The organism is Prosthecobacter algae (assembly GCF_039542385.1).
Lineage (GTDB): Bacteria > Verrucomicrobiota > Verrucomicrobiia > Verrucomicrobiales > Verrucomicrobiaceae > Prosthecobacter > Prosthecobacter algae.
The window spans coordinates 666,164-680,638 of the sequence record NZ_BAABIA010000001.1 but is presented as its reverse complement, the minus strand read 5'-3'; the positions used below and the strand labels follow the sequence as shown (position 1 = coordinate 680,638).

General features: G+C 57.4%; 9 protein-coding genes. 2 read left to right on the top strand and 7 right to left on the bottom strand.

Annotated features, from left to right (window positions below; translation table 11 throughout):
• Window positions 1-3: 3 nt before the first annotated feature.
• Window positions 4-1,266, top strand: a complete 1,263-nt coding sequence (locus tag ABEB25_RS02720; protein ID WP_345734845.1) for a DUF1552 domain-containing protein — start codon at window positions 4-6, stop codon at window positions 1,264-1,266.
• Window positions 1,267-1,438: 172 nt separating this feature from the next.
• On the opposite strand, the gene ABEB25_RS02715 is transcribed toward ABEB25_RS02720, so the two are convergent.
• The 4 genes from ABEB25_RS02715 to ABEB25_RS02700 form a co-directional block, all read right to left on the bottom strand.
• Window positions 1,439-2,317 carry a metallophosphoesterase family protein gene (locus ABEB25_RS02715; protein ID WP_345734844.1) on the bottom strand — a complete coding sequence of 293 codons (879 nt, stop codon included), beginning with the start codon at window positions 2,315-2,317 and terminating at the stop codon, window positions 1,439-1,441.
• Between the two features lie 197 nt (window positions 2,318-2,514).
• Window positions 2,515-4,146, bottom strand: a complete 1,632-nt coding sequence (locus tag ABEB25_RS02710) for an outer membrane protein assembly factor BamB family protein (protein ID WP_345734843.1) — start codon at window positions 4,144-4,146, stop codon at window positions 2,515-2,517.
• A 27-nt stretch (window positions 4,147-4,173) separates the two neighbouring features.
• Window positions 4,174-6,447 carry an outer membrane protein assembly factor BamB family protein gene (locus ABEB25_RS02705; protein WP_345734842.1) on the bottom strand — a complete coding sequence of 758 codons (2,274 nt, stop codon included), beginning with the start codon at window positions 6,445-6,447 and terminating at the stop codon, window positions 4,174-4,176.
• A 577-nt stretch (window positions 6,448-7,024) separates the two neighbouring features.
• Entirely contained in the window at window positions 7,025-8,491 is a 1,467-nt protein-coding gene (locus ABEB25_RS02700) for a DUF3482 domain-containing protein (protein ID WP_345734841.1), read from the bottom strand.
• 112 nt (window positions 8,492-8,603) lie between these two features.
• On the opposite strand from ABEB25_RS02700, the gene ABEB25_RS02695 reads away from it, so the two are divergent.
• Window positions 8,604-8,786 carry a hypothetical protein gene (locus tag ABEB25_RS02695; protein WP_345734840.1) on the top strand — a complete coding sequence of 61 codons (183 nt, stop codon included), beginning with the start codon at window positions 8,604-8,606 and terminating at the stop codon, window positions 8,784-8,786.
• Window positions 8,787-8,798: 12 nt separating this feature from the next.
• On the opposite strand, the gene ABEB25_RS02690 is transcribed toward ABEB25_RS02695, so the two are convergent.
• From ABEB25_RS02690 to ABEB25_RS02680, 3 genes are all read right to left on the bottom strand, one after another.
• Window positions 8,799-10,385: a hypothetical protein gene (locus ABEB25_RS02690; RefSeq protein ID WP_345734839.1), complete on the bottom strand. Its 1,587-nt coding sequence runs from the start codon at window positions 10,383-10,385 to the stop codon at window positions 8,799-8,801.
• 68 nt (window positions 10,386-10,453) lie between these two features.
• Window positions 10,454-13,537, bottom strand: a complete 3,084-nt coding sequence (locus tag ABEB25_RS02685; RefSeq protein WP_345734838.1) for a WD40 repeat domain-containing serine/threonine protein kinase — start codon at window positions 13,535-13,537, stop codon at window positions 10,454-10,456.
• 29 nt (window positions 13,538-13,566) lie between these two features.
• Window positions 13,567-14,280, bottom strand: a complete 714-nt coding sequence (locus tag ABEB25_RS02680) for an RNA polymerase sigma factor (protein ID WP_345734837.1) — start codon at window positions 14,278-14,280, stop codon at window positions 13,567-13,569.
• Between the last annotated feature and the right edge of the window lie 195 nt (window positions 14,281-14,475).

Sequence of the window (14,475 nt, the reverse complement as noted above, 5' to 3'; positions counted from 1 at the left end):
CCCATGAACTCAGCCTCCTTCACCACCAAGCGCCACCTCTCGCGTCGCACCGTCCTGCGTGGCCTCGGCATTTCCCTGGGACTGCCTGTGCTAGAGTCGATGACTCCCGCCTTTGCCGCCGTGCCAGAGGCACGCCAGGCCAAACGTTTCGTCGGCATCAGCCTCGCCCTCGGTTTGCACAATCCCCACCTCGTGCCCGAAACCGCCGGACGTGATTACAAGCCCTCCCAATACCTGCAATCCCTGCAGGACATCCGCCAGGACTTCACCGTCATCTCCGGCTCCTCCCATCCCGGGGTCTCCGGTGGTCACACCGCCGAGGGGAGCATCTTTTCGGCCTGTCCCAACCAGCGCGGAGCCACCTCCCGAAACACCATCTCGCTAGACCAACTGATGGCCAAGCATCTGGGCCACGAGACTCGTTTCCCATCCCTGGTGCTCAACACCAACAGCCAGAGCAGTCCCGCCTACACGGAAAACGGAGCCATGATCCCGGCGGAGAACAACGCGATGAAGCTCTTCGCCAAACTTTTTGTTAACGACAACGCTGCTGAACAAGAGCGGCAGACCGAGCTGATCCGCCGTGGGCGCAGCGTCATGGACGTCGTCGGGGCCGAGGCCAAGACCCTCATGCGTGAAGTCGGTGCCGGGGACCGGGACAAACTAGACGCCTGGTTCACCAGTGTGCGGGACCTGGAGCAGCGCCTTGTCGCCAATGAGGAGTGGATCCGCAAGCCCAAGCCCAAGGTCAATGCCAAGGCTCCCACTCAAATCCCACGCGATAACGAGGTGGCCGTGGAGCGCATCTACCTGGACATCATTCACCTGGCCCTCGCCACGGACTCCACCCGTTTTGTCACCCTGCATGTCACGGGCAATGCGGTCACCGGACTGGATGGCGTGGATGAAAGCTACCACGGCCTCAGCCACCACGGCATGAACGAGGAAAAGCTGCGCCAGCTTGCCATCGTGGAACAGGGCATGATCAACGAATGGGGCGGCTTCCTGCGCCGCTTGAAGGCCGACTCCATGCTGGATGAGACGATGGTCCTCATGACCTCCAACCTGGGCAATGCCTCCAGCCACGACAACAAGAACATGCCCGTGCTTTTCGCCGGAGGCGGTTTCAAACACGGCCAGCATCTCGCCTTCGACCAAAAGAACAACTACCCGCTGCCGAACCTCTACCTCAGCACCCTACACCGCCTCGGCCTGCAGGAGGAAGCCTTCGCCACCAGCACAGGTGGCATGGATGGGCTGGCCTAACTTCCTGTTCGACTACGTTAACCTACTGCTGGCACGCCCTCAGCAGGCAAGCCATTGCCAGTATCGGACCGTGGAATATCGGCGGCGCTGTCTTCATCGAATCAGCTCTTCCAGCCACGATGATTTCCAGCCAGACCCAGCTTCCCAGCATTGGATACTGCTAGCGAACGGATCATTTACGAGGTGCCCAATCGTAACTTATGTAACGATCCTCAAAACGCCCATCCTGATGGCAAGTGATGTGGACAAAGCCTTCGGGGTTGCCGTGAACTGGCCCCTTCCACCACATGCCGCTAACCGCGCCACCTTGCAGATAAGTCACCTTGTCGAACTGAATACGTTCGGAGATATGACCGTGACCGCTGAGCACAAGCCGCAGGTTGTAACCAGCCAGTAATTTCCGAAACTCGCGCACGTTTCCGACCAAAGCCCCCGGGCCTAGAGTGACCTCTGGCCCCTGGATCACCTGATGCCAGACACTGTAGAAAGGAATATGACTGACCAGAATGATGGGAGTCTGCCGTCCTACCTTTTCCAGATCATCCTGCAACCAGGCTAGTTGATCATCATCAATCCAGCCTTTGTAGCCACCATCCTCCCCCAAAGCGATGCTATCGAGCAGGATGAAGTGCCAGCCGCCATGGTCAAAGCTGCGGTATGTCCTGCCCTTTCCATATCGGTCTGCAAAGAGCTTCTTGCCATAGTCAGCATGGTCTTTTTTGAGCACCGCCTTGCGGGACCAACCGCAGACATCGTGGTTGCCAATCGTGTGGTAAGCCTGCGGCTGCAATGTCTTCATGACTTCATCCCATAAGTCCCACTGCAGATGAACTCGCGTTTCACCCACGGCCAGGGCATCCATGATCAAATCGCCCCCAGTGACGACAAAGGCAGGTTTCAGTTCATTCACTTTCGCGAAGCACTGCTTCACTCCTTCCACCGCACCAAGCTCTGGCTGGATATGAGGGTCCGTGAGAAAAACAAACTCGAAGGATGTCGGGGATGATGCAGCCAGAGCGGCGGCAGGAGAGCCGATCACAGGAATAGCCATTACGGAACCGAGGAAATGACGGCGAGAGAGTGGGGTCACGAAATGTGAAAAGCACACCGCAGCCGCTCTCTTGCATCCCGGCAGCAAGTTTTAAAAAATGGGCAGATGGTTTCCTGGAGGCTTCGGATACTGCCAAAAAAAAGTGGGCCAGAGGTTGCCCTCTAGCCCACTTTGAGATTTGGAAAACCGAGTCCAGCTTATTCAGCGCCGGCCGTTTCCACCGGGGTACCGCCTTCTTTGAAGCAATACAGGTGGGTGTGGGTGGCGACGTAGAGGCAGCCGTTGGCAGCGACCAGACCGCCCAGCAGAGGGGATGGGAATTCGATGGTCTTCAGTTCCTTGAGCTCCTTGCCTTCGGCCAGGATGAACAGTTCGCCTTCTTCGTTGCCAATGTACACCTTGCCATCCGCGACGAGCGGGCTGGCCCAGATGTGGCCCTTGGTGTCGAACTTCCAGTATTCCTTGCCGGTTTTGGCATCGAGGCAGAACAGGCGGCCAGTGTAGTCGGCGATGTAAACCAGGCCATCTTTGACGGCGCAAGTGGAGATGGAGCGCTCGATCCCTTTGAAGGTCCAGACAGCTTTACCGGAAAGATCGCCCGTGCCTTTGGGGTCAATGCAGCTCAGCATGCCCACGCCTTCACCGTGCTCAGGGTCCTGGCCGATGGCAACGTAAACGAGGCCGTCATACACCACAGGGGTGCCGATGATCTCGCTCGGGCCGTCGTATTCCACATACTTGATCGGCTCACCCGCATCGTTTTTGCGATACTCAGGCGGGTTCGCGTCATAGCGCCAGTATTCCTTGAGGATGTCGAAGTCGTCCTTCTTCTCGGTCTCCGGGGCCATGGAGTAAACCCAGCCATCGCCGGCGGCGAAGACGATCTGCGGCTTGCCATTGACCTCCGTGTAGGTCGGGCTGGACCAGGAGCAATGAAGCACGCGCTCGCTGGCCACATGGTCCATTTCACCCATGAGCGTGCCATCGTTGGCATTCAGCATGATGAAGCTGGGAGACTGTGGGGATGGAATGTTGGTGTGCGTCCAGTCCACGCCGTTGCAGGTCGGAGCAAAGAGCTTATCACCAATGATCAGCGGATAACCAGCCGTGGCATTGTGCTGGAAGACGCCGAGTTCCTTGTACATGTCATAGACCCAAATGATGTCTGCATCCTGCGGGCCGGGTTCCACCGGGGTCAGCTTGCCATCCTTGTCTGGCACTGCCATGAACTGGGCCTCGTCCTTCATGCCATCGTTGCCGTTGGCCATGCCTTCGACATCCAGGCAGATGATCTGGCAGCGGTTGCCAGGAACATAAGCGCGGTTGCCAACGATGGTCGGGCTGGCGCAGATGCCCAGGTACTCCCAGTCATTAACCTTGCCGCTGCCCATTTTAGGGGAAACGAGCTGCCAGAGAAACTTGCCAGTCTTCTCTTCAAAGCACATCACGATGCCACGGTCACCGATGTTTTTCGGGTCGCGCGGGGTTTCGTTGTTGGTGCCTACGTAGACTTTGCCATCGGCAATGATGGGCGTGCCGTAGGTCTGGGAACCCAGCTTGGCCACCCAGAGGCAGTTCTTGGTGGTGCTCATGTCCACATCTTCAGCGCCGGGGCCTTTGTTGGCCTCTTCAGCATTCGGACGCAGACGACCCGCGATCTTTGGTGCGGCCTTGGGACCGTACTTTTTCCCAGGTTCGAATTCCAGCGGCAGTCCTTTTTCTTCGGACACCATGTTGCGGCTCTTGCCGCCGCCCCATTCGGACCAGTCGGCAGCCTGAAGGGCAGAAGCGCTGAACAGCGCCAGGAGGAGGGTGGATTTTAGCTTCATGGAAAGGGTAGAGACAGAGAGAGAGGATTACTTGTTCGGAGTGATGCTCAGATTGTCCAGAAACACACGCTTCTGATTCATCTGGCTGAAACCAAAGATGCCGGGGCTACCCTGGGTGTGGGCTTTGGCCACCTTGGCCTCCACGGTCCAGGCTTCAGGCTCAGGCTGGCCTTTTTCCCACACCTTGCCACGCACCACGCCACTGCCGTCGGGGTTCACATCCACACGGGTCTTCAGGGTATACCAGGTGTTGGCGGAGACCTTGAAATTGCCTTCGACCTTCAGACGCTCGGGGTTCGAGCTGACTTCCAGCTTGTTAGCATTGCCGCGCAGGCAAATGAGGTAGCGCTGGTTGATGAAACCGATGTCAGATTTCAGACGGGCGCTGCCCTCGGTGCGCACATCGGCCTGCATGGTGTAATTGGACAGGTGGGACGGAGCAACGAAGACTGTGCCACGCTGAAAAAGCAGACGGTCAAAAGTCTTGGCGAACACCTTGTTTCCTTCGAGCTCGCGCACGTCGAACTTGAAGCGCGCACCGATCCACGGCAGCGGCGGGTAGGAGAACTTCACGCCCTCAGAAGGCTGATCCTGATCCAGGTTGTAGCCTTCAAAATCTTCCGTCAGAGGCAGGTTCTTCAGCGCACGACCACGGATGGTTCCGAAGGTGCCGTCGGCAGCAGTGGCCTTAAAGGCACCGGCGCTTTCTTTGGCATTAGCAGCCACCACCAATTCACCCGCATCGTTGAACTTCGCGTCCATGGAGGCTTTCACCTTGGCTGTCGGCGGGATGAAGGATTCCCACTTCACGCCTTTGACGTCTTCGCTGACGACAAAACCATTGGCATCCACGCTGCGGATGCGGAAGGCCTGCTTGCTGCCGTTCATGATGACGACTTCAGCCGGGATGATCTGCAAGGCGGCAGGCTTGCCAGCTTTCGGGATTTCCACCACGGGGGCCGCATCCACCTTGATGCCGCTGTTGGGAATCGGGAAGCTGTAAAGCTTTTCGGTCGTGGTGACATACACCACGCCATCACAAATGGAGGGGGCACCCAGGCACTGGCCCTCGAGTTTGATCTCCTGGACGATTTCCGCATCGGTCTCGCCAGGTTTCACCACCACCAGCTTGCCTTCCATCATGGGGCAATACAGCAGGCCGTCGGCATAAACGGCGGAGGAATGCAGATTCGCATTGCTGAGCTTCTTCTTCCACAGCTCTTTGCCGGTTTCGATATTGATGCAGTAGAGTTCGCCACCGTCGGTGAGCTGATAAAGCATGTCGCCAACCACCACGGGGGAGCTGCTGGTGGCTCCCAGGGGCAGACGCCAGAGTTCGGCACCCGTCAAAACGGTGCCTTCTGGAGTCGTGGGGGCGGTGAGGGTTTCAGGCAGCTTGATGGCGACCATGCGTCCCTTCTCAGAGCTATCGATGTTCTCGTCACCGTGGATGGCGATGAGCTTATTGCCCTTGTGCAGCACGACGGAGGCATTCACCCCGTTTTTGCAGATGGGCATCTTCCAGTAGGCTTTGCCGCTGCGGGCATTCACGCAGACGATGTGGCCGCAACCCGTGGTGTAATACATCACGCGTTTGCCATCGCGGGTTTCCAGCACTGGAGTGGAGAAGGAGCTGTCCACCGGCGGGCTGACGCCAGGAAGCGCCCACCAGACGAGCTCGCCCGTCTTTTTATCAAAAGCATAGGCGCGGTCAGCAGCAGGACCGTCGGCTCCCCAGTTGGAGAAAATGAAGTGGGTGATCACCAGGTCGCCCTCGATCACTGGGCTGCCCACACGAGCATTTGGGAAGGTCATCCGCCCGAAATCTTCCATCAGCGGGATTTCGAACACCTTCTTGCCATCCATCTCATAGCAGACAAACACGCCGGCATTGCTGACGAGGTAGATACGCTTCGTTTCTGGATCCACGGTCGGAGCGCCGATGGAATAGCGGTTGTAGATGGAATCGCTGAGGTAGTCGGCAATTTCCACTTCCCAGAGCTTTTTGCCAGTTTTGGCATCCAAAACGGTCAAAAGTTCGATCAAATCACTCGTTTCGCCTCGATAACCCCAAAGAATCACCTTTCCGTCCACGATCACTGGCGTGCCACGGCTGCGGGCATCGTAGGTCCAGGCGGCAGAATCGGGCAATTTGCCTGCCCCTGTGTAGTGCTCCAGGCTCACGCCGTTTTGGAGGGGGCCGCGCCAGTTGGACCAATCATTGGCCTGGAGCGAGAAAGTCAGCAGGGACGCAGCGAGTGCGGACCACGAGGCAGTGCGGTGAATGCGGGGGATAACCATGTGAAAAATTCCTGGCTGGGGGTGGGACACCAACGTCAGCGCGTCCGGCGCATCTTCAATCAGTTTCGCTGACTGGATCTGGGCCGGCCACAAACCGACAAGGGTGGGGGGCAGAAGGACAAAACGAACTGAAATGAACGCATCTTTCCTCCGAACGGATCCCCTCGATAGGGGATAAAAGGGCCCATTTCTTATTGCACTTATTCACATGAACAGTCATTTATCCACAATGCTGTCAAGCGCCTTTCTTCTAAAATTATCAGAGTTTCACGGAAAATAAGCATCTCAAAAATGATAAAACCTCACGTTTTTGCAAAAAACAACCCCTTGGGTTGACGGGAAGGGTAAAACTTTTTAACCTTCGGATGTCTGTCGAAGCCTTGCGCTTGGCAGGCCACGATGTTGCAGCTTCCTCAGCTAAGACTTTCGTGCCAAACGATCCTCACTGTTGTTGGTTGCTGGATCGCCAAACTAGACCCTCCGGCTCCGCATGCCGGAGGGTCTCTTTGTTTCAAGGGATCACTCAGGCATTCAAAGACCTGTTGAAGCAGTTCATCATGATCACCTCATGACAGCTTCATGCATCAAACATCACATCAGGATACAAGCGTGTGAGCGTGCATGAGAGGCAGTCGTTGACCAGCGGCAAGGCGGACTTCGAAAGAGCATCGGGCATCGCCCCTTTCTCCACACCTTCTTTCCATAAACGGTCCACACCATCGCCGTGTTCATCGAGCACTTGCTCGACGATCTGATTCCAATGCGCAGGCTCCACACACTCCTGCCATTCACCACGGCCACGGCCAAAGTGAGCCACGGCAAGATAAGTGAGCATCGCCAAACGCACCTGCTCGCGGAAGTGCTCACGTGACCAGTGCAGACGATGATCACCACCACGCACGAGGTTGTAACTCTTGATCAAGGCATAAGCACCAAGCCCGGCGGCGAGACCGCCGAGCAAAGCCCCGCCACCAAAGGTCATGCCGCCCATCTTCAAGTCTGCAATGAGACCACCCATGGCCCCGCCCGCCACGCTGCCCACCACGCTCCAGATGGCTTCTGGCACCGGCTGCGGTGTGTGAAACTGATCTTTGGCCAGTGCCCCGAGCGCACGTGCCGACTCTCCTTCCAGCCCATGCAGACGGATGAGGGAGTTCGTCGCTGCGGTGATTCGGTCGGCCAATTGGGTGGCCAGCTTTTCACGGGCCTCCTGGTATTCTTTGTTCAGATCGGAACGGCCAATGCCTACCCGCTCCAGCAAGGTTTCATTGCGCACTGCCACGCCATCCAGCACTGCCGCGGTGAGCAACTCGGATAACACGCGGCAAGACTGGCGAAAGACATCCACATTGCGCTGATGCCAGGCACGCTTCAGGTGCTTGAAGGCATCCGCCTTCCGTTCCGCGAGCAACGGTGCGAGAGAATCCATGAGCCGATCTTCCTGCACCCAGCAGCGGGCAAAGGCATCCATGCGCAGCACATCGCGGACAAAAGTGTAGCTCTTGAGATGTTCGCGCCACGCCGCCATCTCAGCCTCATCGGTTTCTTTCGATTCCAGAGGCCCGGTCTGGTTCAGCAGCACCAGCACCGGTTTGCCGGTCCAGCCCAGGATTTCCATCTCAGGCGTAATGTAGGCGGCGACTTCAGGCGGCTCAGTGGCATTCACCAGATAGAGGACCACATCGGCCTCATCGCGCACATTCTTCAGCGCCTGCTGGCTGCACCAGAGAGGCTTGTCGGTAAGGCGGTCCCAGGATTGGGAAAGGAACCACAGCACAGGATTGCGCTCGCGTTGCAGTCTCTTTAATAAGCGTGCGCTGTCGCCAAAGCCGGGTGTGTCCCACAGCCGCAGCAGCCGCGCGTCCTCTTCTAACAAAGTGTAGGACTCATTAAAGAGCGTCACATGCGCGGCATCCCGCACCTCCCCCACGTCCCGGCGCAGGAGCGTACGGGCGAGCGTGGTCTTGCCCGCATTTGTATGCGAGATGAGACTGAGGGTGACGATGTCCGAGGCTGGCGGAGTGATGCCTGACGGGGGTGGCATGATGACGGGAGATGTGAACCCACTCCGACCACCTTCGCAACAAAAGCGATGAGTTCTTTTATCACAAAAAAACAGTCACCCGTCAGAATGGGCGCATGAGCCTGCCCACTCTGTGCAAACACAGGTGGATTTTCAGATGGCCGAGCGGGCGGAGATCACATCGCTCACCAGCACTAGCACCTCGCTCATGCCCGAAGGATTGGAGGCCGCCATCACGCCGCAGCAGATGGCGGATCTCCACACCTTCCTCACCACGCCCGTTCAGCCTTTGGCCAGAGGCACAGTGAGGAAATAGACAGGATGCAACTCAAGGCGCAGGCAACAGGGTGAAGAGCCCTGCATCTTTCGGACCTATAAGATGCCCGTAAAATCCAGGGGAAAAACCAGCGCCTGAACGCGAAGGGATCAGTATTCCCCGCACAGGATATATGTTTTTGTTCGTCGGACCATTCGGTATCATCACATCCAAACCATCTGCGGTCCCCGTCACAAGCCCCGTTTTGACATCCACTTTGACGAAGTAGCGGGTGAGGTTGATTCCCAGGGGTTCAAGCAGATTGTCAGTCGTCAGAGTCAAGTTGGTGGGAATGTTCACCCCATCCGACTGGGCGTTACCGTTCACTGCGCCAGCATTGGCATTGAAAGCAGCGTCCACCCGATTTCCAGCGGGAGGCACAAAGTAGTCACGACCTCCAAGCCGCATGGCATGGGACTCGCAGCCTAGCGGCAGATACTTAGCCCCCAGTTTTGCTGGCGGTTGACGGAAGAAATCCGCCTTTCCGGCCACCACCGTTTCCACTCGACCCGAGATGATGTTGAAGCTCGAAAGCAGGCTGGCAGTTGCTGTGAGCTGGCTCTTCGTGCCCCCGATGAACATGTGATGGCAGAAGCTCCCATTGTTGGTTAGCGCCTGATCCGGCCCATCGCTATCATTGAGCAGGCGGGTGGAGAAAACAAAGGGAGTCCCTTCCCCCAACCAACCTTTGCCCGTGCAAAGCCCCGTCGGGCTGATGGTGAGTTTGCAGATGCTGTATCCGAAGCCTGCATCATCATCCATGGCATAGTTATACACACCCGTGCGCGGACAAGGGGCCGCCTTGGTGAAAACAGGCGCTAGGCAGGCGAAAGTCACCACCGACTTATCTCCCACGCTGCCAAAGAGGCCCGCCTTGGGTTTCAGACTGCCATTGCCCGTCACCTCCAATTGCATGAGCACATTGACGGGCAACTGGCCCAAACGAGGCAATGAGATGGATACCGCCAAGCTCGGTGATACGGCAGAGACAAAGGGATACGTTTTCGTCCCCATCATCAATTTGCCGCTCACCGCACCTTTGTCCGTTAAAGTGAAGATGACTTTGCCATAGTCTTCCATGGTGGGGTCTTGAAAGTCCACGCTCACAGCCAGCGCAGCCTCAAAAGAAACCGATTGGAATTGAACCAGTGGAGTCAGCAAGAACTCAATGTCCCGCTCCGCAAACGTATCCACCACAAAGTAGTAAGGCGTGCCCTTGGTCACCGCGAAACGAAGTTTAGCGCGGGAGCTACCCTCGTTATCATCATTCTTGGCCAGCAGTGTCAGCTTCGTCAGGGCAGTGCCGCGGTAAACGGCCATGCTAGTGTCCCCTGCACTGCCTGTGGTATCGGCTTGCATGTAGCCATTGAAGTCAGGCGTGTAACGATACCACACCGTGCGCATGGGCAGCACACCGAAACGGCGGTGCCCCGGCTCCCCCGGTTCCACTGTCGCCTCGACAGTCGTGCTGATGGAGGTAACGCCCAAAATCGGGACGGTGGCAGCGGCAAAGTTATCATTGACCGGGGGTGCCGCCAGCGCAGGACTGCCCAAGCGGATGAGCGCAAGAGCACCAAGGATAAGAGAAGAGATTTTCATGAAGTGGAATGAGTCCACTCCCCATCTACGGAACTCTGGATCTGAGGTGGCGCAGTCCCAAAAAAAATCTACGGTTCTGGAGAAGGAGCCACAGGTAGGATGAGGATCTGCCCCGTTTCCGGTGCCGCCTCAGCCTCGCACAGGCCCACCGCTAGCCACCGTCCATCTGGGGAAAAACGCAGCGCCTCAGCCGTCTTTTCCAATCGCAGATAAAACACTTCTCGCAGGGTATCCATCCGCCAAAAACGCAACCCCAGCCCAATCTCTGAAGAGACCAACGTTTGCCCATCTGGAGAAAAAGCCACGCCAGAGACCTCTTCGATGTGACCTCTCAGGACCGCCTTCAGTTGCCCCTGGGGCAGATGGCGCAAATGGATATGGCCGTTGATGCCCGCAGTCGCCATCCACTGTCCCTTTGAAGAAAAAGCGATGTCACGTGCCCAATGCGGATCATTGGGAAAACGCTGGGTCCGATGCGTCTTAAAATCATGCAAGGCCAGCTCATGCCAAGATGCCACTGCCAAGTAGCGGCCATCTGCCGATAGCTTGGCAGCTTTAACCTCAGACTCATCCGCCAAAGGCTGCGTGAGTAGCTGTGGCACGACTTCACGCCGACCACTTTGGATCTCCAACCTCACCCCAAGACCTGGAGCCTGAAGGCTGTAAAAATAGGCCCCATTTTCACTGAATCCCGTTTTGAGAAAAGCGCTTCCCGCTTCTCCCAACGACCATGAAAGCCCGCCATCCCCTCGGCTTAAAACACCTGCACTTCGATTCCACACCCATGGCTGGCCTCGATCATCATAACCAGCCACAGGGGCGGGCAGATTTAACTTGTGGGCTTGTTTATTCAGGAGACTTCGTTGCATCGTTTGTTGGCCCTGAGCCAAACAAATCGCCTTTGAATCCGGGGTAAAGATCAGCGGCTCATACCGGGAGTGTGGGAAGCGGGCCGCGGCCGCCATGCGATCCCCCGCCAAAGGAAAGCCAAACACTTTCAGCACCCCATCCTTATCCCCGGTGGCCAAGTATTGAGCTTGTGGATGTAGGGCCGCACACCAGATTTCATTCTCATGCGCAGCAGTGAGCTGCGCCACTTCTCGGCCCGCCTTCCAGGCACGAATCGACCGGTCGGATGAAGTCGTGATCTGTGTTTGAGAGTCGGCTGAAAACGTCACGGACCAAGGCCGCAAAGAATGGCCCTGCAAAGACGGCAGCCGCTCTGCACTTGGCATGGAAAACCTGAGCACGTCTGCCCCGCCCTGAAATAAGGACACGGCTAAGCTCAGACCATCCGGCGCGAATTGAAGCGACCAAACTGGGCCGGGTGTCGTGAGAAGTCGCGGCTGCTCATTGGCCTTCTGCAAGTTCACCCACCACAGGCCGCTTTCGACATCGGCACGCCCCGCGTGAGGTCTGGAAAAAGCCAATCCATCGCCCTCAGGCGATAGCGCCACCGAACGCCCCGGCTGAGAAAAGGTTTTCAATTTGGAGGGTGCCCCTTCACCCAACTTCCAGAGGGTGATTTCACCCGCCGGTTCATAATAAAAAGGACCGGAGGAACTCACCGCGAGCAGGCCTGCCCGCTTTGCGAGTGAGAACTGAGCGCCGTTGATCTCCCACACGGGTTGATCCCGCCCGAGCTTGCGCAGACGAATGACACCGCCTGATTCGGCGCAGATAAACGACTCTTCATCCAGCCATTTCACCTGATTCAATCGCGGTTTACCTGGAGCCAAAATCTGCTGCACCCTTTGCAGCCGCCCCGCTTTGTCCAGACGCCATAGATTCAGCGATCCATCATGGGCACCGCTGAGCAAGCACTGGCCACTGGGGCTCCAGTCCAGCGTGGTAAGAATATGCCCATGAGCGGCGATGGAAAACAGCTCCTGCGGGGCCATCAAATGCTGCAAAAGATACCATTCGGGCCCTCGCAAATCACGCTCGCCCAGTCCCGGCAAGGAATCCCGAAGCAGGCTGCGGGCCTGGGCGGGCAACCCTGTATTCAAAGCACCTGCTGCCGCAGCAATGTTGCTGGAATAAAGCTCCACGCGCCGAGCTTCAGCCTCCCGTTCTGCGTGCTGCCAACCGAGGAAGGAGCCCAGCGTGCCAGCGATGATCGCCAGAACCAAAGCCACACTTAATCCCGCTAACACAGGCTGCCTTTGTGCCCGGCGCAGAACCCGCACGCAGGTGCTAACAGGCCGCGCCAGGATGGAATCTCCACGGAGGAAACGGTCCAGCTCATCCGCCACTTCCTGCGCACTGGCATAACGGGAAGCTGGTTTCTTTTCTAAACACCGCAGGCAAATGGTCTGCAGGTCGAGCGGGATGGAGGAATTCAGCAAACGCGGGGCCACTGGCTCCTGCATCTCTGTCGCGGCCAGCAAGGCCGCCACGGAGTCGGCCATGAAAGGAGGTCTCCCGGTGAGGCAATGATATAGCACCGCCCCCAGTCCATACACATCTTCAGCCACGGCAGGAGATCCTTCTCGCAGACCCACGCGTTCAGGCGGTAGGTAACCCGGTGAACCGAGACTCTGCGCGCTGCGTGTTAAGGTGTGCCCCGTTTGGGTGAATCGAGCCAGACCAAAGTCGGTCAACATCGGCTCCGTCTCATCCCTCAATAAGATGTTCGAAGGCTTCAAGTCTCGGTGAATGACCCCTCTCTCATGGGCATGAGCTACGGCCCGGCCCACCTGCCTCATGATATGAGCGGAGAGCTCAGGCGTGAGTCTGTCTCTGATCAACCGATCCCCCAATGAAATCCCTTCGACCAACTCCATCGCAATGAAAGGCTGGCCCGACAATTCACCGATTTCGTGGATCGCCACAATGTTCGGGTGATTCAGGCTGGCCGCCGTCTCGGCCTCGCGTTGAAAACGCTGTCGGAACTCTTGCGACGAAAAGGCAGCGCCGGGGAGAATTTTCACCGCTACCACGCGCTTCAGGCTTTCCTGCCGCGCCCGATACACCACCCCCATGCCACCACGAGCGATTTCACCTAACAAGGTATAACGAAGTAAGGGCGGTGATGCCTCCGCATCCTCCAGCAGCACACAAACCGGGCAGAGGAGAGCTCCCGAGCCAGCAGGCAAAATAGCCCCGCAGTCTGGGCAAGAGGTCGAATGAGAATCTAGCACAAGGCTCATGTACGGAGAGGGCGAGGGCAGGTGTCGTTTTAACCTCTGAGAAGCTCCGCCAAGTAGGCCATCTCTGCCTGGACTTCATCTGGGGAGGCCACCGTATCAGCAATCTCCCTCTCCAAAAGCATGCGGAAACGTTTCCGCACACGGAGCGCAAAACTTTTCACCGCATCCTCCGTGCTGCCAAAACGAACGGCCAATTCCTGGTAGCTGCAGGCCCCCGCTTTTTCACCTGCCACATTTTCGAACCATTCCCCCTTGCCTCCAGCGGTGTATTCTTCCCGCAGTCGGGTGGTGGCTCTCTGCACCAGATCCCGCGCCCATTGACGGTCATAGGCACGTTCGGGTTCCGCCTCCGTCGCAAGTTCTGTTAGGCAACCCTCGGTTAGATCTAGCTCAAAGGGCACATGGGTAGCTCCACGGCCTCTCTTAGCAGCCTGGCCTTGGCGATGCACATCCGTGAGATAATTTTTAAACGAGGACAGCAGGAACGTGCGAAACTTCCCACGCATGGGGTCTGCCAACCTCAAAGAATCCCGGGCCAGCAACTGGGTGAAGTAACCTTGCGTCAGGTCTTCCGCATCCGCCCGGCTGCGCCCATTGCCATAACAATAAACAAAGAGCGGTCTCCAGTAGAGCTGACATAACTGAGCCAGCGCCTCGGAAGCCTGAGGATCTCCCTCATCCACCGCACGTCTCACCATGGACCAGCGAGTGGTCTGAAAGGTGGTGGCCTCCGTTTTTTCCATGAGTGATCAAAAGCTCCTTACATCTCTTCCACACGAATCTCCAGCAGCATTGGATGCCATCACCAAGCGGGTGCGGCGTGGCCACACTCGCTATTTAAAGGAACGCTACTCACCCGTCCGAGTTTCATACCTGGAACCCTCCTTCGCATAAAGAATTCTGCCAAGTGATGTCAAAGCCACACCTGCCCGCAACAT

Coding starts and splice junctions, on each gene's coding strand:
- ABEB25_RS02680 (WP_345734837.1), bottom strand. CDS start 14,280: ATGGAAAAAACGGAGGCCACCACCTTTCAGACCACTCGCTGGTCCATG.
- ABEB25_RS02685 (WP_345734838.1), bottom strand. CDS start 13,537: ATGAGCCTTGTGCTAGATTCTCATTCGACCTCTTGCCCAGACTGCGGG.
- ABEB25_RS02705 (WP_345734842.1), bottom strand. CDS start 6,447: ATGGTTATCCCCCGCATTCACCGCACTGCCTCGTGGTCCGCACTCGCT.
- ABEB25_RS02700 (WP_345734841.1), bottom strand. CDS start 8,491: ATGCCACCCCCGTCAGGCATCACTCCGCCAGCCTCGGACATCGTCACC.
- ABEB25_RS02690 (WP_345734839.1), bottom strand. CDS start 10,385: ATGAAAATCTCTTCTCTTATCCTTGGTGCTCTTGCGCTCATCCGCTTG.
- ABEB25_RS02710 (WP_345734843.1), bottom strand. CDS start 4,146: ATGAAGCTAAAATCCACCCTCCTCCTGGCGCTGTTCAGCGCTTCTGCC.
- ABEB25_RS02715 (WP_345734844.1), bottom strand. CDS start 2,317: ATGGCTATTCCTGTGATCGGCTCTCCTGCCGCCGCTCTGGCTGCATCA.
- ABEB25_RS02720 (WP_345734845.1), top strand. CDS start 4: ATGAACTCAGCCTCCTTCACCACCAAGCGCCACCTCTCGCGTCGCACC.